General features: G+C 63.5%; 22 protein-coding genes. 2 read left to right on the top strand and 20 right to left on the bottom strand.

What is annotated here, in order from left to right; translation table 11 throughout:
• Nucleotides 1-6: 6 nt before the first annotated feature.
• From alr to eno, 4 genes are all read right to left on the bottom strand, one after another.
• A complete protein-coding gene (alr, locus tag JI75_RS06845) occupies nucleotides 7-1,338 on the bottom strand; it encodes an alanine racemase (protein ID WP_082019803.1) in 1,332 nt (443 codons plus the stop codon).
• A 1-nt stretch (nucleotide 1,339) separates the two neighbouring features.
• On the bottom strand, nucleotides 1,340-1,822 hold the full coding sequence (locus tag JI75_RS06850; protein WP_039689766.1) for a MogA/MoaB family molybdenum cofactor biosynthesis protein: 483 nt from the start codon (nucleotides 1,820-1,822) through the stop codon (nucleotides 1,340-1,342).
• Between the two features lie 15 nt (nucleotides 1,823-1,837).
• Entirely contained in the window at nucleotides 1,838-3,094 is a 1,257-nt protein-coding gene (locus JI75_RS06855; RefSeq protein ID WP_039690737.1) for a molybdopterin molybdotransferase MoeA, read from the bottom strand.
• A 173-nt stretch (nucleotides 3,095-3,267) separates the two neighbouring features.
• Entirely contained in the window at nucleotides 3,268-4,563 is a 1,296-nt protein-coding gene (gene eno / locus JI75_RS06860) for a phosphopyruvate hydratase (RefSeq protein ID WP_039689768.1), read from the bottom strand.
• Nucleotides 4,564-4,915: 352 nt separating this feature from the next.
• On the opposite strand from eno, the gene JI75_RS06865 reads away from it, so the two are divergent.
• Nucleotides 4,916-5,551, top strand: a complete 636-nt coding sequence (locus JI75_RS06865) for a CPBP family intramembrane glutamic endopeptidase (protein WP_158407632.1) — start codon at nucleotides 4,916-4,918, stop codon at nucleotides 5,549-5,551.
• 40 nt (nucleotides 5,552-5,591) lie between these two features.
• Here JI75_RS06865 and JI75_RS06870 read toward each other — a convergent pair whose 3' ends face one another.
• The 12 genes from JI75_RS06870 to JI75_RS06925 all read right to left on the bottom strand — a co-directional run bounded on the left by JI75_RS06870 (nucleotide 5,592) and on the right by JI75_RS06925 (nucleotide 13,648).
• Complete coding sequence (locus JI75_RS06870) at nucleotides 5,592-6,362, bottom strand: CbiQ family ECF transporter T component (RefSeq protein ID WP_082019804.1); 771 nt, start codon at nucleotides 6,360-6,362, stop codon at nucleotides 5,592-5,594.
• A 60-nt stretch (nucleotides 6,363-6,422) separates the two neighbouring features.
• Nucleotides 6,423-6,965 (bottom strand): 50S ribosomal protein L17, encoded by a 543-nt coding sequence (gene rplQ / locus JI75_RS06875; RefSeq protein WP_039689774.1) that lies wholly within the window; start codon nucleotides 6,963-6,965, stop codon nucleotides 6,423-6,425.
• Between the two features lie 13 nt (nucleotides 6,966-6,978).
• Complete coding sequence (locus tag JI75_RS06880; RefSeq protein ID WP_039689776.1) at nucleotides 6,979-7,929, bottom strand: DNA-directed RNA polymerase subunit alpha; 951 nt, start codon at nucleotides 7,927-7,929, stop codon at nucleotides 6,979-6,981.
• 30 nt (nucleotides 7,930-7,959) lie between these two features.
• Entirely contained in the window at nucleotides 7,960-8,553 is a 594-nt protein-coding gene (gene rpsD, locus JI75_RS06885) for a 30S ribosomal protein S4 (RefSeq protein WP_039689778.1), read from the bottom strand.
• 17 nt (nucleotides 8,554-8,570) lie between these two features.
• Nucleotides 8,571-8,969, bottom strand: a complete 399-nt coding sequence (gene rpsK, locus JI75_RS06890; RefSeq protein ID WP_039689780.1) for a 30S ribosomal protein S11 — start codon at nucleotides 8,967-8,969, stop codon at nucleotides 8,571-8,573.
• Between the two features lie 10 nt (nucleotides 8,970-8,979).
• Entirely contained in the window at nucleotides 8,980-9,348 is a 369-nt protein-coding gene (rpsM, locus tag JI75_RS06895; protein WP_039689782.1) for a 30S ribosomal protein S13, read from the bottom strand.
• 17 nt (nucleotides 9,349-9,365) lie between these two features.
• On the bottom strand, nucleotides 9,366-9,479 hold the full coding sequence (gene rpmJ, locus JI75_RS06900; RefSeq protein ID WP_039689784.1) for a 50S ribosomal protein L36: 114 nt from the start codon (nucleotides 9,477-9,479) through the stop codon (nucleotides 9,366-9,368).
• Nucleotides 9,480-9,673: 194 nt separating this feature from the next.
• A complete protein-coding gene (infA, locus tag JI75_RS06905; RefSeq protein WP_039689786.1) occupies nucleotides 9,674-9,892 on the bottom strand; it encodes a translation initiation factor IF-1 in 219 nt (72 codons plus the stop codon).
• Nucleotides 9,893-10,356: 464 nt separating this feature from the next.
• Nucleotides 10,357-10,656 carry a ferredoxin family protein gene (locus JI75_RS06910; protein ID WP_039689788.1) on the bottom strand — a complete coding sequence of 100 codons (300 nt, stop codon included), beginning with the start codon at nucleotides 10,654-10,656 and terminating at the stop codon, nucleotides 10,357-10,359.
• Nucleotides 10,653-11,954: an FAD-dependent oxidoreductase gene (locus tag JI75_RS06915; protein ID WP_039689790.1), complete on the bottom strand. Its 1,302-nt coding sequence runs from the start codon at nucleotides 11,952-11,954 to the stop codon at nucleotides 10,653-10,655. The genes JI75_RS06910 and JI75_RS06915 overlap by 4 nt, the downstream gene beginning before the upstream one ends.
• A 10-nt stretch (nucleotides 11,955-11,964) precedes the next feature.
• Complete coding sequence (locus tag JI75_RS06920; protein ID WP_039689792.1) at nucleotides 11,965-12,849, bottom strand: electron transfer flavoprotein subunit alpha/FixB family protein; 885 nt, start codon at nucleotides 12,847-12,849, stop codon at nucleotides 11,965-11,967.
• Between the two features lie 43 nt (nucleotides 12,850-12,892).
• Nucleotides 12,893-13,648: an adenine nucleotide alpha hydrolase family protein gene (locus tag JI75_RS06925; protein ID WP_039689794.1), complete on the bottom strand. Its 756-nt coding sequence runs from the start codon at nucleotides 13,646-13,648 to the stop codon at nucleotides 12,893-12,895.
• A gap of 289 nt (nucleotides 13,649-13,937) precedes the next feature.
• Here JI75_RS06925 and JI75_RS06930 point away from each other — a divergent pair, with 289 nt between their 5' ends.
• Nucleotides 13,938-14,723, top strand: coding sequence for an enoyl-CoA hydratase/isomerase family protein (locus tag JI75_RS06930; protein WP_039689796.1), 786 nt, complete (start codon nucleotides 13,938-13,940; stop codon nucleotides 14,721-14,723).
• Between the two features lie 87 nt (nucleotides 14,724-14,810).
• Here JI75_RS06930 and JI75_RS06935 read toward each other — a convergent pair whose 3' ends face one another.
• The 4 genes from JI75_RS06935 to caiA all read right to left on the bottom strand — a co-directional run bounded on the left by JI75_RS06935 (nucleotide 14,811) and on the right by caiA (nucleotide 20,337).
• Complete coding sequence (locus JI75_RS06935; RefSeq protein WP_039689798.1) at nucleotides 14,811-16,133, bottom strand: MFS transporter; 1,323 nt, start codon at nucleotides 16,131-16,133, stop codon at nucleotides 14,811-14,813.
• Nucleotides 16,134-16,163: 30 nt separating this feature from the next.
• The gene (caiC, locus tag JI75_RS06940) at nucleotides 16,164-17,807 is read right to left on the bottom strand and encodes a crotonobetaine/carnitine-CoA ligase (protein ID WP_039689800.1); all 1,644 of its coding nucleotides are present in this window, start codon (nucleotides 17,805-17,807) and stop codon (nucleotides 16,164-16,166) included.
• A 55-nt stretch (nucleotides 17,808-17,862) separates the two neighbouring features.
• The gene (gene caiB / locus JI75_RS06945; protein WP_039689802.1) at nucleotides 17,863-19,077 is read right to left on the bottom strand and encodes an L-carnitine CoA-transferase; all 1,215 of its coding nucleotides are present in this window, start codon (nucleotides 19,075-19,077) and stop codon (nucleotides 17,863-17,865) included.
• A 111-nt stretch (nucleotides 19,078-19,188) separates the two neighbouring features.
• Nucleotides 19,189-20,337 (bottom strand): crotonobetainyl-CoA dehydrogenase, encoded by a 1,149-nt coding sequence (caiA, locus tag JI75_RS06950; protein ID WP_039689805.1) that lies wholly within the window; start codon nucleotides 20,335-20,337, stop codon nucleotides 19,189-19,191.
• Nucleotides 20,338-20,393: the final 56 nt, after the last annotated feature.

Here is a 20,393-nt window from a genome sequence, read left to right on the forward strand (position 1 = left end):
TCCGTCCTAACCGAGGTAGTAACGCGGCATGCGATGGGAAAACCCGATCGCCACCTCGTACGATATCGTATTCAGCTTAGCAGCCATATCATCGATGGTGACCGCTTCGTCCCCCTGCTCCCCGACGATGACGACCTCGTCGCCCACCTGCGGGTCGATGCGCGTGCGCGTGGCGAACGAGCGCATGTCAGCCTCGAACATGCACTGGTCCATGCAGATGTTTCCCACCTGGCGGAAGCGCCTTCCCTTCAACAGGAAGTCGATCCTGCCCGAAAGCCCGCGCACCAGGCCGTCGGCGTATCCGATGGGCAGCGTGCAGATCTTCACGCTGCCGGGAGAGCGGTAGTTGAACCCGTAGCTCACGCCCTCGCTCATGGGGACCAGGCGCGCGTCGGTGATGCGCGCGTGCACGCTCATCACCGGTTTCAGCGCGACCCTCAGGCGCGTTTCGGGACACGGGTGGAACCCGTACATGCAGATCCCCCAGCGCACCATGTCGTAGTGGACGCCCGGATAGCGAACCGTGGCCGCCGAATTCGCCGCATGGACGATACCCGGATCGACCCCCATCTGGCGCAGGGCCGCGATCGATTCCTCGAACCGATGCGCCTGGACGTCGAACTCGAACGGCTCGGGGGCATCGGCGGTGGCGAAATGGGTGAACACGCCCGCAAGCTTCAGGGCCCGATGGAACCCGATCTGCATCATGAAGGGAACCACCTCGTCGTAGCGGACGCCGATGCGGTTCATCCCGCTGTTCACCGCCAGATGGAACGGGGCCTCCATGCCGTGCGCGTCGGCCATCTCGCCGTACTGGACGGCGAACTCGGACTCGTACACCGAGGGCATGATGTTGTAGGCCAAAAGCAAGGGGATAGCGCTTGCGGGCGGCTGCGACAGGATGAGGATCGGAGCGCCGATCTGCGCGCGGCGCAGCTCTATTCCCTCAGACACGGTCGCCACGCCCAGATGATCGGCCCCGGCGGAAAGCGCCGCTTCCGCAACCTTCACGGCGCCGTGCCCGTAGGCATCGGCCTTGACCACGGCCAGCAGGCGGGTCGAGCGGGGAATGAGCTTGCGCGCCTCGCGCACGTTGTGGCGCACAGCACTCAGATCGATATTCACCCACGACCAGCGGCGCAGCGACTCTTCTATCGCATCGGCCTGCTCGACGTCGAGCGTCAGGCGTCCGCGGGAAGGTTGCGCGAGGGCGCCCCCGTCGCCCTCGGAGGGTCGGGCTCCGTTTTCGGGGGACGGCGACGCGTCCGAAAACAGCGTCCCGCCGCTCTTCTTCCGGGGCATCCCCGTGAACCCGTTGGGCAGATCGGACGAATACATATCAGTGACCGCCTCCCGCCATCATGGACACGGCATGCGGAAGCGCCTTCACCACGCCGGCCCAGTTCTCGCGCGCCGCCTTTTCGCTGCCGGGAAGGTTCAGCACCAGCGTGCGGCCCCGCTGCATGCACAGGGCGCGGGAAAGCATCGCGAACGGCGTGATGGACAGGCTGTGGGCGCGCATGGCCTCGGCGATGCCGGGGACGTTGCGCTCGCAGACGTCCATGGTCGCCTCGGGCGTGACGTCGCGCGGGGACAATCCGCTGCCGCCGCAGGTGAGCACGACATCGGCCTTCAGCTCGTCGGCACCGCGCACGATGGCGGCCGAGATCAGGTCGCGTTCGTCTCTGACCACCACATGGTCGATGCACTCCCAACCCTGCTCGGCGATGAGCGCCTCGAGGGCCGCACCCGCCGTATCCTGCTTCATCCCGCGCGTGTCAGAGCAGGTGACGATGCAAAACGTCGGTTTTTCAACGGACATGGCGACGCTCCTTCCCTAAATGGCCACGTCTTCGCTCACGTCGAGCAGGACGCACTCGACCAGCGACCCCGCTTCGCGCGATTCCAGCCCCTCGGGCATGATGGCGAAGCAATTGCTGCGCTGGATGACGCCGAACAGCCCCGAGCTCTGGTTCTTCGCCGGGGCGACAACGTACGATCCGTCCTCCGCCTTGGTCAGCGTGGAGCGCAGGAAGATGCGGCGCGGGTCCTTCTTCTTGAAATCGCTTGCCAAACGGGCCCTCACGCGCGGGCGCTCGAAGTTCGAGAAACCCTGCATCTTCCTAAGAGCGGGCCTGATCAGCATTTCGAAACCCAGATAAGCAGCGGCCGGGTTCCCCGGAAGGCCGAACACCGGCGTGCCGTCCACCAGCCCGAACGCCTGGGCCTTTCCCGGGCGCATGTTCACGGTGGCCATCAGAAGCTCCCCTGCGCCCTGGATGGCGGGCTTGATGAAATCGAAATCGCCGTTCGACGCCCCGCCGCTGGTCACCACGAAATCGTATTCGGAGGCGCAGCGCTTGATCTGGGCTTGCAGGGCCTCGAGCGAGTCCTCGACGATGGGAAGCCGGACGGCGACGGCGCCCGCCGCAGAGGCGCAGGCCGCAAGCGCATGGGCGTTGGAGTTGCGGATCTTGCCGCGCGAGGGAACCTGATCGGCCTCGACCAGCTCTGACCCGATCGAGACGATGGCGACGCGGGGCCTGCGATGAACCGGCACCGACGTCACGCCGCAACCTGCCAGAAACCCCACGCCGGCGCTGCCGACGACCTCGCCGACGCGCACTACGACTTCGCCGGCCCTGGCCTCCTCGCCGGCCTCCCTCACATTGGACCGCACCTTGGCGGGAGCCGAGAACGACACGCGGCCACCCGGCTTCCCCTCTCCGCTCACTACGCCTACGACCTCGTATTTCACTACGCAATCGGCGTCCTCGGGAAGCGGGGCGCCCGTCATGATGCGCACGCACTGCCCTTCCCCGATCTCGCCCTCGAACACATCGCCCGCAGCGACCTCGGCGATGACGTCCAGCTCGACCGGAGACTCCCCGGACGCACGGGCGATCTGGTCGGCTCGCAACGCGAAGCCGTCCATGGCGCTGTGCGCGAACGGGGAGATGTCAATATCGCTGGCAAGGTTGGCGGCGGCGGGGCGGCCGACCGCATCGTGCAAGGGCACGGATTCGATCGGAAGCGGCCGCACTTTGGAAAGAACCAGCTGGCGGGCCTCTTCAAGTGAGATCATCTCGGGAATTGCCGTTTTTTCCACGGTTCATCGCCTTTCAAAGCAAGTAGGTGCAGATACCGCACGAACAGGTCATACGAAAAGCACCCTGCACGAACGCGCAGGGTGCGGAAAAGTCGCATCGGACACGTGCCGTCTGTTGAGAATATCACAACGGACCGACGCGCTGTCGAGCAGCTCGACTACTCGCACTCGATGTTGTAAAACGCCAGACGGCCTGCATATCGAGCTTGGGTGTCGAGCTCTTCTTCGATGCGGATGAGCTGGTTGTACTTCGCCACGCGGTCGCTTCGGCACGGGGCGCCCGTCTTGATCTGGCCGGTGTTGAGAGCCACGGACAGGTCGGCGATCGTGGTGTCTTCGGTCTCGCCGGAGCGATGGCTCATGACGCAGGCGTATCCGGCCTGCTTGGCCATCTGGATGGCGTCGAGGGTCTCGGTGAGGCTGCCGATCTGGTTCACCTTGATGAGGATCGCGTTCGCGCAGCCCAGCTCGATGCCCTTGGCAAGGCGCTCGGAGTTGGTGACGAACAGGTCGTCTCCCACCAGCTGGACCTTGCCGCCGATGCGGTCGGTGAGCTTCTTCCAGCCGTCCCAGTCCTCCTCGGCCATGCCGTCCTCGATGGACACGATGGGGTACTTCTCGACGAGCGCAGCCCAGTAGTCGACCATCTCGTCGCTGGTGAGCTCGCGGCCCTCGCCCGCCAGCACGTAGCGCTGCTTGTCGGCGTCGTAGAACTCGGTGGACGCGGGGTCCATCGCGAACAGGATATCGGAGCCGGGCTGGTAGCCGGCGGCTTCGCAGGCGCGCACGATGTACTGGAGCGGCTCTTCGTTGGTGGTGAAGTTCGGGGCGAAGCCGCCCTCGTCGCCAACGCCTCCGCCGAGGCCGGCATCGTGCAGGACCTTCTTCAGCGTGTGGTAGATCTCGGCGCACCAGCGCAGGCCCTCGGCGAACGTGGAGGCCCCCACGGGCATGATCATGAACTCCTGGAAGTCCACGTTGTTGTCGGCGTGCACGCCGCCGTTGAGGATGTTCATCATGGGCGTGGGCAGCTCGTAGGCGTTCACGCCGCCCACGTACTTGTACAGGGGCAGGGCGGACGACTCGGCCGCGGCGCGCGCGGTTGCGAGGGACACGCCCAAGATGGCGTTGGCTCCCAGACGGCCCTTGTTGTCGGTGCCGTCCAGTTCGAGGAGGGCTTCGTCGATGGCGCGCTGGTCGGTCGCCTCGAAGCCGATGAGCTCGCCTGCGATGTCGGTGTTCACGTTGTTCACTGCCGTGAGCACTCCCTTGCCCAGATAGCGGCCCTTGTCACCGTCGCGCAGCTCCACGGCCTCGAACGCGCCGGTGGAGGCCCCGGAGGGAACCATGGCGCGGCCGAACGAGCCGTCGTCGAGAGTGACCTCGACCTCGACGGTGGGGTTGCCGCGTGAATCGAGAACCTCGCGTCCGTACACATCGATAATGATGCTCATCTATGCCTCCTCGACATACTGCAGTATTGAACGACAGCTAGATGATAGCATCCGCACTGCAGATCCCGTCGAAGCCGCCCGCCCGGCGGTTGCGAAACCCGGACCCGCGTTCGAACACGGAAAACAGCAAAGCTTGCACAATAAGCTTTCGATAAATAATTTCAATCGCCTAAAATGTTGCCTTTATATAACTCTTTTAAATAAAGTGTCTTTAGTTATTAAATACAGCATCAAACCAGCTCGCCTCGCACCTTACCTCTATCTACAAAGACAAAATAATCATCATCGCAACCCATGACTACCCTTTTGTGGAAGGACTTGAGAAAAGAATCAGGGTATGCAGAGTGAACCTATGAAGAAAATGGTGAACATATCTTTCCTGATCATGTCCGTTTGCTTAGCGGAAAGCACGTTGGTCTTCTTCGGTATGCAAAACGGGTTATGCCCCTCCTTTGACGGACTGACCTTAAGCTCGCTGTTTCAAAGAGCGGCATTCGATCTTCTCGCTGGCCTTGTTGTTGCGATACCTGCTTTGCTTTTGATCCGCAGGAACCCTAAGCAAAGTTTCATGCTGAACGCGAACAGGGAACTCGTCGTTTCGATCGCTATCTACGGTCTGATCAGCCTTGTGTTAGCTGCGAAATTGGGCGCAGGCATCGCGCAGCTGTACAAACCTGTCTACCTGTTCTTTTTCGTTGCATTGCCGGAAGAGCTTTTATTCAGGGGTTTGCTGTTCCCAAGAATGAAAGCGGCCCTCGACGCTTCCCGTATGGAGTTTCCCGTTGCGATGGCCGGACTTCTTTCCGGAGCCATATGGGGCCTCTGTCACTCCGTTAGCAAAATCCTGATCGGAGCACCACCAATCATCGCAATCGCATCGTCGATCGCAGGATATGCCATTGCGGGATGCATCCTCTGTTTCCTCACGGAGAAGAGAGGGGACCTGAACCTGGCCGTAACTGCCCACGCCATCTTGGACTCCTTGTAAGACTCCCTTGTTCTGCCTGATGGCGTGCGTCCATCAAAAACTATCCCCTAAGAGAGTAGAACCCCACGACAGCCATCGCCACCAGGCCTAGGAAAAGCGCCGCCGCATCACAGGGGCGCGCCTTCAAGGCATTGAGCGACGTCCTTTCGCCCGCCGCCCCGTAAGCGCGCGCGTCCATCGCCCGAGCCAGGGAATCGGCATGGTCGAACAGCCCGACGAACACAGAGGAGAACACGCTTCCCCAACGTGCGAGAGTCGCCCTCAGACCCGTTGCGGCCTCGGCGCCGCGCGATGCATGGGCGCAGCGAACCCGAGATATCTCGGCGGCGATGGCGGGAATGAACGCCAGGGCCAGCGTCAGCGTCACAACGATATCGTCCACGGGGACCCTCGCGCTTCGCAAAGGGGCCATCATCTGCGCTATCGCACCCATGATCTGGCTCGACGCGGTGCTGAGCGCCACCACCATGCTGGCTTCGACCAGCACCAGCATGCGCAGGGCGACAACCGTCCCCGCTTCTGCCCCCGCCCCGTTCACAGCCGAGAACCACAGCGCGAAAGCTCCGAGGACGCCTACGGGGACAAGCGGCGCGACGAGCGCCTTCGGGGGAATGCGCGACGCAAGGGCGCAGCATGACACCGAAAGCGCGAGCACGCCCATCCCCGCGATCGTCCCGACGAGGAAAGCGCACACCGACAAAGCTGCGAGCAACGCGATCTTGACGCGCGGGTCGCAGCGATGAACGGGGGATTTCCCCGGATAGTATGTTTTGAACCGAAAGGGCATCGTCCCAGTATGACATACGGGCATGAAAAAACGGATCCGGCAAGCCGGATCCGTTCTCGCTTTCGCATGGGTGGAAACGACAGGCTACTCGGCCTTCGTCTCCTCGGCTTTGGCCTCTTCGGCCTTGGCCTCGACCGGAGCCTCGGTTGCAGCCTCGGCGGCTTCGGTCTCGACGACCTCGGCCTCGGCGGGCTTCTCCTCGGTCGCCTCGACCTTCTTGGGGGCAACCTTCTTCGGAGCGGCCTTGGCGGCCTTCTTCTTCACCGGCTCGGTGCACAGCTCCATGACCACCATGGGGGCGTTGTCGCCCTTGCGGTAGCCCAGCTTCATGATGCGGGTGTAGCCGCCGTTGCGGTCGGCGAACAGGCCCTGCTCGACCTTCTCGAAGATCTCGCGCACCAGTTCCTTGTCACCGCCGAGCTTGGCGATGGCGAGGCGGCGGGAATGAAGGTCGCCCTTCTTCGCCCAGGTGATGATGCGATCGACGTCGGGGCGGATCTCCTTGGCGCGCGACTCGATGGTCTTGATGCGGTCGTTGGCCAGAAGAGCGCTGACGAGGCTGCGCTTCATCGCACGCGTATGGCTCGTGTCGGTACCGAGCTTGCGGCCCTTGTAGTTGTGTCTCATGGTCTCGTATCTCCTATAGCTTCAAGTTCAAGCCCATGGAGATGAGCTTGTCCTTCACTTCCTCAATGGACTTGGCGCCGAAGTTCCTGATGTTCAGCAGGTCGTTCTCGGAGAACTCGACCAGCTGGCGCACGGAATGGATGCCGGCGCGCTTCAGGCAGTTGTAGGAGCGGACGGAAAGGTCCAGATCCTCGATCTGCTTGTCGAGCTCGACGTTGGTCTCCTGGCCCTCGGGGGTGAAGATCGAGGGGATCTCCATCTCCTCTTCCTCTTCGTCTCCGGAAAGGACCATGAAGGCGCCCATGTACTGGTTGATGATGTTCACCGCGCGCAGGACCGCCTCGACGGGGGTGGAAGATCCGTCGGTTTCGACCTCGAGGACCAGCTTGTCGTAGTCGGTGCGCTGGCCGACGCGGGTGTTGACCACGTTCATGGTGCAGCGGCGCACCGGCGAGAACAGCGAGTCGACATGGATGATGCCGATGGGGTCCTCGGTGCGCTTGTTGCGCTCGGCCGAAACGTAGCCGCGGCCCACGCCGATGCGGACGCTCATCTCGAGCTGGCCGCCATCGGCGACCGTCGCGATGACGTGCTCGGGGTTGATCAGCGTGAACTCGGTGGGAACTTCGAGGTCGGCTCCGGTCACGACGCAGGGGCCCTCGACGGACACATGGGCGATGGCCTGCTCGATGTCGGAGTTGAGAGCCTGGAAGACCAGGCCCTTCACGTTCAGAACGATATCGGTGATGTCTTCGATGACGCCTTCGGCGGTGGTGAACTCATGCTGCACGCCCTCGATCTGGATCGCCGTCGCACGCGCGCCGTCCAAAGACGAAAGCAGAACGCGACGCAGCGAGTTGCCCAGAGTGTTGCCGTAGCCGCGCTCGAGCGGCTCGACAATGAAACGAGCGAGGGTGTCGCTCACTTCTTCCGTTGTAACTGTAGGCCTCATGAACTCTGTCATGCTTGGTAAGCCTCCTTACTTTGGGCGTGATTACTTCGAGTAGAGTTCGACGATGAGCTGTTCGTTGATGTCCAGATCAATCTGATCACGCGTGGGAAGCGACGAAACGCTGCCCTGAAGCTTCTCGATATCGACCTCGAGCCATGCGGGAACGGCAACGCGCTCGTTGCTGACCAGGGCGCTCTTGATAACCAAAAGCTCCTTGGCCTTGGGAGCGACCGCGATCACGTCGCCGGGGCGGACGCGGTACGACGGGATGTCGACGCTGCGGCCGTTCACGGTGAAGTGAGCGTGGGTGACCGCCTGGCGGGCTTCCTTGCGAGTACGGGCGAAGCCGAGGCGGAACACCACGTTGTCGAGGCGGGACTCGAGGATGGTGAGGAGGTTCTCGCCGGTGACGCCCTCCATAGCCTTGGCGCGCTTGAAGTAGCTGCGGAACTGCTTCTCCAGAACGCCGTAGATGAACTTGGCCTTCTGCTTCTCGCGAAGCTGCTGGCCGTACTCGCTCTCCTTGCGGCGGCGCTTGGGCTCGCGCTTGGATTCTTTAGTGGTATAGCCGAGGACGGAGGGCTCGATGCCCAGCTGCCTGCAGCGCTTCAGAACCGGAGTCCTGTCAATTGCCATGATCTAAATCCTTTCAACTACACGCGACGACGCTTGCGCGGACGGCAACCGTTGTGCGGGATGGGCGTGCAATCCTGAATGCTGGAAACCTCGAGGCCAGCTGCCTGCAGGGAGCGGACGGCGGTTTCGCGGCCCGAACCGGGGCCCTTCACGAAAACGGCCACCTTATGCAGGCCGTGCTCCATAGCGGTCTTGGCGGCAGCCTCGGCAGCCATCTGAGCCGCGAACGGAGTGGACTTGCGGGAGCCCTTGAAGCCGACGGTGCCGGCGGACTGCCACGAGATCACGTTGCCCTGGGGATCGGTGATGCTCACGATCGTGTTGTTGAACGTGGACTTGATATGCGCAGCGCCAACGGCAATGTTCTTACGCTCGGAGCGCTTGATGTGCGCAGTTGCATTCTTCTTCTGAGCCATTTAGCTACCCCTACTTCTTCTTGCCGCCGATTTGCTTGCGAGGACCCTTGCGCGTACGAGCGTTCGTGTGGGTGCGCTGACCGCGAACGGGCAGGCCACGACGATGGCGCAGGCCTCGGTAGCAACCGATCTCCATGAGGCGCTTGATGTTCTGGGAAACCTCGCGATGCAGGTCGCCCTCGACCGTGAGGTTGCCCTGGATGTAGTCGCGGAGCTTGGACAGATCGTCTTCCGTCAGGTCATTGCAGCGGGTGTCGGGGTTGACACCGGTTTCCGCAAGAATCTTCTTGGAAGTCGTCAGACCGATGCCGTAGATGTAGGTCAGACCGATCTCGACGCGCTTTTCGCGCGGGAGGTCGACACCAACAAGACGAGCCATATGCTTATCTCCTCTTTCTAGCCTTGACGCTGTTTATGACGCGGGTTTTCGCAGATCACAAAGATCTTGCCGTGGCGACGCACGATTTTGCACTTATCGCACATCTTCTTGACCGAAGGGCGTACCTTCATGTTTTCTTCCTTTCGGCGTTCTACCAATTCGTCTATCTCAAACGGCCAGCCGCTGCCGTTGTTGTCTGCCCTGCTACCTGCTTGGAAAAGGCTCTCCGAGCCAAACGAGCGACAGCGCGCGGCCCGCGAGCGGGAAGCGCGATCGTCGCTTTGTCTGAAAAGTCGAAAACGCGACCGTTCAGAAAAAGCGGTCGCTACTTGAAGCGGTACGTGATGCGCCCTCGGTTGAGGTCGTACACGGAAAGCTCCACCGTCACCTTGTCCCCGGGAAGGATCTTGATGTAGTGCATGCGCATCTTTCCGGAGATATGGGCCAAGATGGTGTGGCCGTTCTCGAGTTCGACGCGAAACATTGCGTTGGGCAATGCTTCTTGCACGGTTCCTTCGAGCTCGATGACATCTTGTTTGGTCAAAAGTGCTCCTTTGCATAAGCAAATCGACAGTAAGCAGCAACTCTAGATGCTAGCAGATGTTCAGTCTGAAATGCTTGGGATTTTTTGAGCACAAAAAAATTCCGACCATCCCCCGCCCTTCTGGGCCGATGGCTCGTAATGCCTGCATGTCAGGCGCGCGACTCTCAAGATCGCGCAGTCCGCGCATCCTCGGAACCGAGGAGGGGACCGCCAGGTATTCTGCGTGTCCCGAAAGCCGGCGCTGGGCGCTGCGGTTTCGGCACGCGAGCCGCCTTGTCGGCTCGAAGTAGCGACGCGCCCGTAGACGCGAACCGCTGCATTGTAACCCGAATGCGGGTAGAAGGCAAGCAGCGCTGCGCGAACACGGGCGCCGAGCGCTCTGCGCCGCGAAACGAGCGCGATGCCGCAGCGCGCCGACCGGGAATCCCGACCGGCGCGCCGCAGCTGCAAAGAGCTCGGACGAACTATCCGAAGCGGTACTCGACGCCCATCGTGGGCTGCGGGTTCTCCCATTTGACGACGATCGTGTCCCCGCATGCGATACGGCAGGTCCCGCACTCCAGGCACCCGGCGTAATCGAACGACAGCGCCCCTCCCTCGTCTACACGGTACAGGGCCGCCGGGCACACGCGCACCAGCTTCATGAACTCGTCGATATCGGGGTCCTTCGCAAGCTCGATGTGGGCGTTCTCCTCATCGACCTCGTATTTGTCCAATGCGAGGAACTCGTCGACGTTGACGGTATGCATCTCGGCGTTGCTCATAGGGCCTTGCACGCTCCCCTCATCTCGAGAGCCAGCTTAATGAGCCCTCTCTTCTTCAACACGGGCATCATGCGCTTCATCAGCGGCGCCTGAGGGGCCCCGTTCACAACGAAAAGCTCGTTCATCAGCTCTTTCGCCAGAGACGGGTAATCCTTGAACAGGGAGTCCCACCCCTCCATGGTATGCGGCCAGCGCCGGAACGTCTTCAGATCCCCGATCACGAAGGACCCCTCCATGCGCGTGCGGTAGGATGCGAGGCCCTCCTTGCCGGTATCGCCCCGATCGATGGCCTCGATGACGGCCTCGGCGGCCATGCGCCCCGAAGCCACGGCGAAGTCCATCCCGCGCACCTGGTAACCCATGTTCATGCACAGGCCCGCCGTTTCACCGGCGATGACGCACCCGTCGAACACGTATTCGGGAACCATGTCGAACCCGCCTTCGGGAACCATGTGCCCGGAATGCTCGGCCAGCTTCGCGCCTCGGATGATGGGGGCGACCGCCGGGTGGCGCTTGAAGTCCTCGAGCATCCGGCAGATCGAATGGGGGTTCGACCCGCGGGCCGCCGTCTCGATGGTCGCCACGAGGCCCAGGCTGATCGACTCTTTGTTCGTGTAGAGGAACCCTCCGCCGACGTTGCCATGCGTGCAGTCTCCCACGAACAGCATGGCCGCGCCCTGCCCCTCCGGGCACAGGAAGCGATCCTCGATCTGCGAAGGGGCCAACTCGAACACCTGCTTGATCCCTACGGCCATCTGGCTGGGCTTCGGGCGCGGGTTACCCAGGCACTTCTCGGCGAGGAGGGGGTTGGCGCCCTCGGCGAGCACCACCGCCTGGGCCGTTATCTCGTCTTCGCCGGCACGGACTCCCACGACCTTCCCCGATCCGTCCTTGATGAGCTCTTCCACCGCGATGCCGCAGATGTACTCGGCACCCGCCTCCTCGGCCTTGGAGGCGAGCCACTGGTCGAACGGCGCGCGCAGGACCGAGTAGGAGTCCCGGCCTTCGGCCGCCAGCTCGTCGCTGGTGAAATCGATGGTCGTGGCCGCGCGGGCGTCCATCAGGACCATGCGCTCGTGGGTGATCCGGCGCTCGAGGGGCGCTTCCTCCTCGAAGTTCGGGAACACCTCCTTCAGGGCATGCGAGTAGATGCGGCCGCCCGTCATGTTCTTGGCGCCGGCGAAGTTACCCCGCTCGACCACCAGAACGCTCTTGCCCGCGCGGGCCAGCACGTATGCGGCCACGGCCCCGGCGCATCCGGAGCCGACGACTATCGCGTCGAAATCGGTATCGGACACCGTTTCCCCCTTACAGAGCGGCCGTCAGGGCCGGCAGAACCTCTTTGATGTCGCCCACCAGGCCGTAATCGCATTGCTTGAACACCGCGGCGTTCTTGTCCTTGTTGATCGCGAACACCGTGTTGGAGCGGTTGCATCCCACCATGTGCTGCATCTGCCCCGAGATACCGCAAGCGACGTAGACCTTCGGGGAGATCATGAGGCCGGACACGCCGATGTAGGTCTCGGTGGGAAGCCAGTCGACCCCTTCCGTCAACGGCCTGGAACAGCCCAGCCCCGCCCCCAGCTTCTCGCACAGCGCGCGGGCCAGATCGAGCTGGGACTCTTCGGTGAACCCGCGCCCGGCCGCAACGACCGCGTCGGCCTTGCCCAGATCGACGCCGCTTCGCTGAAGGGGCCTCGACGACACCAGCTTCAGAGGGTTGGCCGGGGCGACCCAGGCGACCTCTTCCTCGACGCCGGCGCCCGTTGCGTCCGAGCCGTCGAACACGCCCGCGGGCACCGTGTAAACGGCCACGTCGCCGGCGGGTTTCTGAACGCGCTCCGCGACGCCGCCGAAATACAGGCTCTTGGCGCCCTCATCGGAAAAGCCGGTCGCGTCGGTGACGACCGCCGTGCCGGCATGGGCGGCCAGGCGACCTGCGACCGCCTTCAGGCGGCGCGTAGGCTCGACCAGGACGACCCCCGGACGCTCTGATGCGAATACCGAGATCACGGTGTCGGCGGCGTCGTCTAGGACGAACCCCTCCGGAACCGAGACCTTCGCCACCTTGTCGGCGACGTTTCCGGGCGCATCGGAAAACGATACCAGGACGACCTCGTCGGCCATGAGGCGGGCGCCTGCGGAAAGCTCGCGTGCCGCTTCGGTTCCCTCGGTGATGACAAGTGCTTTCATTGGTGTACCAACCTTCCTTCCAACCGCGTTATCCGAAGCGGCTTTACAGAGATGCCTTGAGCGCTGCGACGAAGCGCTCGATCGCGCCGTCGTCCGATGCATCCAGAACCTCGAGCTTGCGCTCGGCGCCCTTGGGGGCCTTGCAGGAGGCGACCTCGACCGCGCGCGCGGCCGGCTCGCCGGCATCGACCGTGCTCATGGGCTTTTTCCCCGCCGCGAGGATGTCCTTCATGCCCGGGATGCGGGGCTCGGCCGCGTCGGGAAGCACGGACACGACTGCGGGAAGAGGGACCTCGATGGTTTCAACGGCCTGCTCGGTAACCCGTTCGACCACGAGAGACGATGCGCCGACCTCGGCTTTCGTCACCCCGTTCACAACGGGGAGGCCCAGCTTCGCCGCCAGCTGGATGTCCACTTGCTGGGCGTAGTTGTCGGCAGAGCCCCCGCCGCACACGACGAGGTCGAACGGCGCCGCATTCCCGACGAGCACGGCCAGCGCCTCGGCCGCGGCATGCGCGTCAAGATCCCCGTACCTGTCGTCGGCCGCCATAACCAGCTCGTCGATGCCCCGGGCGAGCACGTTCTTCTTCAGCTTGGGATCGTCGATCGAAGCCGGTCCGACCGACACGGCGGTCACCGATCCGGAGGTCTCCGCGGCGAGGCGGGCGGAAAACTCGAGGGCGTTCAGGTCGTAGGCGGACACGACCCCCTTCGCCTTGGAGTAGTCCAGCGAGCCGTCCTGGAGCACCTGGATGTCCTGATCGTCGGGAACCACCTTGAACGCAGCGACGATTTTCATCTCTCACCTTTCCTTTTCGCTCGGTTTGATCGAATGCGGGGCGAATACCGGGCCCGCGCACTCGAAGCGTGACCGAAGTGTGGGCCGAGGTGCGCCCGCTGTCATCGCAAGATCTCCGTGAAACCGGCGCTACCTAGAATCTGGCTATAGCCTGTTTTTAACTACCCTCGTGTGACCTGGAAATTAGCGCCCTGTTTGCGATGCGTGCCCGATAGGCGGCGACTAGCATGTCCCTGAAGCGCTCGATGCAGCGCGAGACAAACAGGCCCGCAACAACCAGGGAGGGACGATGACGAACTACCACGGAACCGAAACCGTCGTATCGGAACTGCGAGAGGACGGTCTGCTGACCATCAGGATCAACCGACCCGACGTGGCCAACGCGCTGAACGGCGCGACTTCCAAGGCCATGGAGAACATCATGAACAACGCCGAGACCGATCCGTCGGTTCGCGCCATCATCGTGACCGGGACCGGCAAGGTGTTCTGCGCCGGCGAGGACCTCTCCGAGCTGAGCGAGGGCGGGGAGTGCCAGACCGTGACCGAGCACGGCTTCGGAGGTCTGACGGCGCGCCTGTGCTCCAAACCGGTCATCGCCGCGTGCAACGGCTCGGCGGCAGGCGGCGGCATGGAGATAGCGCTGTCCTGCGACATGGTGGTCGCCGCCGAGAACGCGAAGTTCGGCTGCACCGAGGTCGGCCTGGGGATCATCGCCTCCACCGGCGGGATCGTGCGCCTGGCCCGCGACGTGAACCGCAAGGACTGCATGGAGCTTTTGCTGACCGGCAAGAAGATCAAGGCCCCCGAAGCGAAGGAGCTGGGGCTGATCAACTACGTCGTTCCCGCCGAGCAGGTGCTGGACAAGGCCATCGAGCTGGCCGAAGCGTGCCTGAAGAACGCTCCTTTGGCCCTGAAGTGGACGAAGTACATCGTGCACGCGGCGGATCAGATGTCGGAAGAAGACGCGATGCGCTATTCCGACGCCGCCTACCGCTTCCTGGAGAAGACCGCCGACGGCATCGAGGGGCCGGCTGCGTTCGTGGAGAAGCGCGAGCCGAAATGGCAGGGCCGTTAGGAAACCGGGTTTCCCGAACGCACGACGGGGGGAGGAAGGGCCGCGCGGCCCTTCCTCCCCCCGCTTTTTCCACCCCCGGCGCTTCGGCTAGGCACCCGGGCGAAGCGAGCTCGTCTCCGAAAGCGACCTGCCCTTGGTCTCGGGCGCGAAGGCCACCGACAGCACCAGGCCCGAAACCACCAAACCGGCCGCGACCAGCATCGTGGGCCCGATGCCGTAAGCCTGCATGAAAAGAGGCGTGCCGTACGTCGCCACGATGGTGCCGATGCGCGAAAACGCGATGGCCGTCCCCACCGCCGTCGCCCGCACCTCGGTCGGGAACAGCTCGTTGGGATACAGCCACTGCAAGATCCCCGGACCCCCGCTGAAAAACGCGTACAGACCGAAAGCGGCCACGATGACCCAGATCGGCGCGTCAGGAAACACCCCCAGCACCGTCAGCCCGACCGCCATCAGCGCAAGCGATCCGATGAGCAGGGGCCTACGGCCCATCGAATTCAGCCAAAACATCGCCGGAATCGATCCGACCAGGAAAAACAAGCTGACGGCGCTTTCGCCCAGGATGGCCTCGCGGCCCTGCCCCAGCCCGAAGGCCGCCATGATGTCGGGACCGAAGGTGTATATGGCGTACATGGGGACCACCTGGCACAGCGTAAGGATCCCCAGAAACACGATGCGCCCCAGGTAGCCCGGGGAAAACACCTTGCGCATATCCGTCTTCGCCCCCGTGGACTGCGCAGGGAGCGACACGCCTTCGCCGAACACGCTGCGCATCACCGCGGCGGCTTCGTCGGCGCGGCCCTTCTGCGCAAGCCACAGGGGAGACTCGGGGACGTCGTGGCGCCCGACGAGCAGCACGATGCAGGGAACGACCGCGCTTCCCAGCATCCACTGCCATCCGTGATCGACGTCGTGTAGGAAGTAGCCCACGAACGCCGCCGCCGTAGCCCCCAGGTACCAGGCCGCCGAAACCATGCCCATCGAGATGCTCCGATGCCGCTTCGGCGTGAACTCCGCGATCAGCGACGTGGCTATCGGGTAGTCGGCCCCCACGAACACGCCGATGAGGAACCGCGCGATCACCAGCTGAAGCGGCGTCGAGCAGAGCACGCTCAAAACCGAGAATAGCCCGATCGCCACGATATCGACGACGAACATCTTCTTGCGCCCGATGAGGTCGGTGAGGTAGCCCCCTGCGATGGTTCCCACGAAAATACCCAGCAGGACCGAGGCCCCGATGGCCGCGCTCCAGGTTCCCGTCAGGTCGAACTGCGGTGCGATCTGAGTGAGGGCCACCCCAATGAGGGAGAGCACGTACCCGTCGAGAAACGACCCTCCGCTGGAGAAAAACGTGATCTTGCGCAGAAACGGCGTCATAGCCGCATCGTCCATGCTTCTCTCTGACGGCATATCCACCTCCCGTTCGACAACGCCGACCGACTAATGCAAAAGCCTCTTCTCGATCTTCATTGAGCACGTGCGGGGGAAATCGGCGACGATCTGGACGAACGAGGGAACCTTGAAGGCCGCCATGCGCTCTGCGCAAAACGACACCACCTCGCCTTCCGTGAGGAAGCGCCCCGCAACCGGCTTCACGAACGCCTTGACCGCTTGGTCGCGAATGGGATCGGGCACTCCGATAACCGCGGCCTCGTCGATGTCGGGATGCTGCGCCAGCACGCGTTCGATCTCGCTTGCCGAGATGTTCTCTCCCGCGCGCTTGATCATGTTGGACTTGCGGTCCACGAAGAAGAACCAGCCCTCATCGTCCCGATATCCCTTGTCCCCGGTCCGCATCCATCCATCCGCGGTGAAGGCGCGGGCCGTCTGATCGGGGTCGTCGAAGTACCCCCTCATCACGGTGCGGCCCCGCACGCCCAGCACCTGGATCTCGCCCACCTCGTACGCGGCGGCCGGCCTTCCGTCATCGCGCACGATGCGCACTTCGTAACCCAGGCCGGGACGACCGACGCTGGGCCAGCGGTGCTGACCGGTGGGTGGGTCGGTAAGGACCCATCCCACCGATTCCGTCGATCCGTACGTGTTCGCAAGCGATACGCGATAGCGCTTCTCGAAGCGCTCCTTCTCGTCGTCCGACACCGCCAGGAAGTACAGCATCGTGCGCAGGCAGTGGTCGCGCTCGGCGGGATCGACGGGCTGCAGCAGCAGCGTGCGCAGCATCATGGCGACGCACTGGGTGACCGTAGCCCGATAGCCCCTGATCTGACTCCAGAACCTACGGGCGCTGTAGCGCTCGACCACGATCAGCGTGGCGCCCGCCGCAAGCACCGGGGTAAGCGCGGCCAGCTGGAAGTTGGAATGGCAGGCCGGCATGGTCGACAGGAGGCGGTCGTTTTCCCCTAAAGCCACCTCCCACGCCCCGTATACGCCGCTGAACAGCATGTTCGCATGGGTGAGCACAACCCCTTTCGGACAGGCCGTGGTTCCCGACGTGAACATGATCTCGGCCACGTCGTCGGAAGAAAGGGGCGAAACCTCGCCCAGCTCGGCGGGCTGGGCGGCGCGCGCGCAGTCGAAGTCGGAAAAACCATCCCCGACGTCACCGCAAGCGCCGTCACCCGGGAAGCTCTGGCCGCAAGCGGAGAGCGGACCGCTTTCGCAGGTTCGGACCCCTCCCTCGCACCCGTCGCCTCCCCGACGGGCGATGAGCACCCTTTCGGGAGCGATCGCCCGCCGGTCGCAAAGGTCGCGGTAGATCCCCGCGAAGGCCCCTTCGGCCACCGCAAAGGTCGCACCCGTGCGCTCGAGAGCGTAAGCCACCTCGTCGGCCAGGTACTGCTCGTTCATCGGGACCATGACGGCCCCTATCTTCGCCAAGCCGAACAGGCACATGATGAACTCGGGACAGGTGCGCATCTGCACGGCGACCCGCTCTTCGCGCTCGACGCCCAACGATAGGAAGAGGTTCGCCGTGCGGTCGATCTCCCGGTTGAAGGCGCGGTAGGTGTAGGTCCGCTCGCTTCCCCACCGGTCTTGGAAAACGAGGAACTCCCGATCGCCGCAGTCGCGCTCGAGCCTGTCCCACAGGCTTCTCAGCGTATCGTTTCCCACGATGTCGGCCACGACTCCCCTTCCTTTCGCACCCTGCCCCCAGCCGATAAGAACCGCCCGCGCGGCCCTATTCGCCGATCTTGACCACGCCGGCCTCGGCCAGCTCGTCGATGCGCTCGCGCGTGTAGCCCAGCTTCGTCATCACGTCGACGGTGTCTCCGCCCTGCGGGGGCATCGGGCGCCAGATGCGGCCGGGATTGTTCTTGAACTTCGGGAACACCCCCAGGCCATGGAAGGTGTCGCCGTCGGCCGTCTCCCAATCGACCCAGGTCCCGCGCAGCTTGAGGTGCTCTTCTTCCACGAGGTCTTCCATATCGTTGACCACCTGGGCCGCAATGCGGTGCTCGGCGAAGTCCCGCTCGATGTCGTACTTGGAGTTCTCCAGGCAAAACGCCTCGAACGCGCGCTGGATCTCGTCGGCATGCGGGTTGGACAGCCACAGGCCCGACGTGTCCTCGGGGATGGCCTCGGTGCCCCACAGGTGCCCCAGGCCGATGGTCTCGAGGAAGTACTTGTTCTGGTCGACGCCGTACAGGCACACGCCCAAAAAGCCGTCTTTGCACTTGAACTCGCCGATACCGCACAGGTTCTGGTTGCGCGCGCCGGGACGGGGCCACTTGATGCCCTCGTTCAGGTAATCGACCAGGTAGTACTGGCCGATGGCGAGCAGCGTCTCGTGCATGGCCAGGTCGATGGATTCGCCCTGGCCGCTCTTCTCGGCCTTGTACAGGGCGGACAGCGCCGACGAGGCGATCATGAGCGTGTTGAAGTAGTCGCCGGCGTACGGCCCGGGAAGCATCGGCTGCTCTTCGGTGCCGTTCTGCATGATGATGCCGGAATACGCCATGACCGTCAGATCGTAGGCGGCGCGCTTGACCATCTTCGGGTCGCCTTCCTGGCCGAAGCCGGAGACGTGCACGATGACCATCTTCGGGTTCAGCTCCCACAGGACCTCGTCAGTGATGCCCTTGCGGGCCCAGGTCCCGCCCTTCGAGGCCTCCATGAAGATGTCGGCGTCCCGAACCAGGTCGAAGAACACCTTCTTGCCCTCGTCGGAGAAGTAGTTCAGCGCGACCGAGCGCTGGTTGCGGCGCTCCGCCTGCTTGATGTAGGCGGTGTCGCGGATGGTGTCGCCCGCGCCCGTGTTCTCCAGCCAGATGACGTCGGCACCCCAATCGGCCAGCAGGTCGGCCGCCTTGGGGCAGGCCAGTTCGACGGCCGCGTACACCACCTTCACGCCGTCGAGCGGCCCGTAGGACGGTTTCTCGGTGGGAATCGCCATGGTTTCAGTCCTCCTGTTCGTCTGAGATGGGCGGATGCCCTCGCGCATCCGCTCGGAAGAAGCCGCGCGCCGGCCCCGAGGCGCCGTGCTCGGGGCCGGCCGGCGGCGGTTTTACTGGCGGTACTTGAGGGACGCGCCCTTGGACGTGGCGAGGATCATCATCTCGTCGGTGCCGCCCGAGACGCGATCGACGCGCAGGTCGCGCCAGATGCGGTTGATGCGGTGCTCACTTGCCACGGCGATGCCGGCCATGATCTGCATGGCGTCGTCGGTCACCTCGAACGCGGCGTTGGCGCAGTAGTACTTGCACATGGCCGCGGCGGCCGGGTCGAAGTCTCCCCCGTTGTTGTCGGCGTTCCACGCGGCTTCGTACAGCATGTTCTTCATGTTCGTCAGCTTGATGCACATCTCGGTGATCTTGAGCTGGTTCAGCTGGAACCTGCCGATGGGCTTGCCGAACGCCGTGCGCGTGTTGGAGTGCTTCATGGCGTCCTCGAAAGCGCAGATGGCGGTGCCGTAGTCGCACGCACCCACCAGCCAGCGCTCGAAGTTGAAGTCGGAGACGCCGCGCATGAAGCCGTTGCCCTCTTTCCCGAAGATGTCCTTCTCCTCGAGCTCGACGTCGTCTAGGTACACCTCGCAGCAGCTGTCCATGCGCAGCCCCAGCTTGGTGAGGGGGGACAGCCTCACCCCCGGCTTGGACATATCGACGAAGAACTCGGTGAACATCGAGGGATCGTCAGCGTTTTTCGCCATGATGACCAGGTACTTCACACCCGCCGACGAAGTGATGAAGGTCTTGGTGCCGCTCAAGTATATCTTGCCGTTCTCGCGCCGGTACGTGGTGGCGAGCGCTCCCACGTCGGAGCCCGCGCCCGGCTCGGTACAGGCCGAGTTCCAGATCTGCTCGCCCGAGCCCAGCGTCGACATCACGGCCTCGATCTGCTCCTCGCTGCCCTCGCGGATGATCGTCTCGAAGCCGGGAAGCTGGTACAGGACATAGGTGGGCGCGCCGTATCGGCCCAGCACCTCGTACACGGCCATCAGCGTCACGCACGGCTGTTCGAGCCCCAGACCGCCGTGGCTTTCGGGAAGCATGATCTGGTCGAATCCCAGATCGCACAGGCCCTTCACCCAGCGAAGCGGGTACTCGTGCTTCTCGTCGCACTCGTGGAAGTACGTTTCCCAGTTCTCGCTTTCCATATAGGTGCGGTAGCTCTCGACGATCAGCTCTTGCTCGTCGGTCAGTTTGAAATCCATAACCATCCTCCTTGCAGGCGCTCGCTTGGCGCAATCCCCGCGAAGCGAGCTCGGAT

The sequence above is a fragment of the Berryella intestinalis genome, assembly GCF_000814825.1.
In the GTDB taxonomy this organism is placed as follows: domain Bacteria; phylum Actinomycetota; class Coriobacteriia; order Coriobacteriales; family Eggerthellaceae; genus Berryella; species Berryella intestinalis.

Coding starts and splice junctions, on each gene's coding strand:
- rplQ (WP_039689774.1), bottom strand. CDS start 6,965: ATGAGACACAACTACAAGGGCCGCAAGCTCGGTACCGACACGAGCCAT.
- rpsD (WP_039689778.1), bottom strand. CDS start 8,553: ATGGCAATTGACAGGACTCCGGTTCTGAAGCGCTGCAGGCAGCTGGGC.
- alr (WP_082019803.1), bottom strand. CDS start 1,338: ATGTATTCGTCCGATCTGCCCAACGGGTTCACGGGGATGCCCCGGAAG.
- caiB (WP_039689802.1), bottom strand. CDS start 19,077: ATGGCGATTCCCACCGAGAAACCGTCCTACGGGCCGCTCGACGGCGTG.
- rpsK (WP_039689780.1), bottom strand. CDS start 8,969: ATGGCTCAGAAGAAGAATGCAACTGCGCACATCAAGCGCTCCGAGCGT.
- rpsM (WP_039689782.1), bottom strand. CDS start 9,348: ATGGCTCGTCTTGTTGGTGTCGACCTCCCGCGCGAAAAGCGCGTCGAG.
- JI75_RS06870 (WP_082019804.1), bottom strand. CDS start 6,362: ATGCCCGTATGTCATACTGGGACGATGCCCTTTCGGTTCAAAACATAC.
- eno (WP_039689768.1), bottom strand. CDS start 4,563: ATGAGCATCATTATCGATGTGTACGGACGCGAGGTTCTCGATTCACGC.
- JI75_RS06865 (WP_158407632.1), top strand. CDS start 4,916: ATGAAGAAAATGGTGAACATATCTTTCCTGATCATGTCCGTTTGCTTA.
- rpmJ (WP_039689784.1), bottom strand. CDS start 9,479: ATGAAGGTACGCCCTTCGGTCAAGAAGATGTGCGATAAGTGCAAAATC.
- JI75_RS06930 (WP_039689796.1), top strand. CDS start 13,938: ATGACGAACTACCACGGAACCGAAACCGTCGTATCGGAACTGCGAGAG.
- JI75_RS06880 (WP_039689776.1), bottom strand. CDS start 7,929: ATGACAGAGTTCATGAGGCCTACAGTTACAACGGAAGAAGTGAGCGAC.
- JI75_RS06920 (WP_039689792.1), bottom strand. CDS start 12,849: ATGAAAGCACTTGTCATCACCGAGGGAACCGAAGCGGCACGCGAGCTT.
- JI75_RS06910 (WP_039689788.1), bottom strand. CDS start 10,656: ATGAGCAACGCCGAGATGCATACCGTCAACGTCGACGAGTTCCTCGCA.
- caiA (WP_039689805.1), bottom strand. CDS start 20,337: ATGGATTTCAAACTGACCGACGAGCAAGAGCTGATCGTCGAGAGCTAC.
- JI75_RS06935 (WP_039689798.1), bottom strand. CDS start 16,133: ATGCCGTCAGAGAGAAGCATGGACGATGCGGCTATGACGCCGTTTCTG.
- JI75_RS06850 (WP_039689766.1), bottom strand. CDS start 1,822: ATGTCCGTTGAAAAACCGACGTTTTGCATCGTCACCTGCTCTGACACG.
- JI75_RS06925 (WP_039689794.1), bottom strand. CDS start 13,648: ATGAAAATCGTCGCTGCGTTCAAGGTGGTTCCCGACGATCAGGACATC.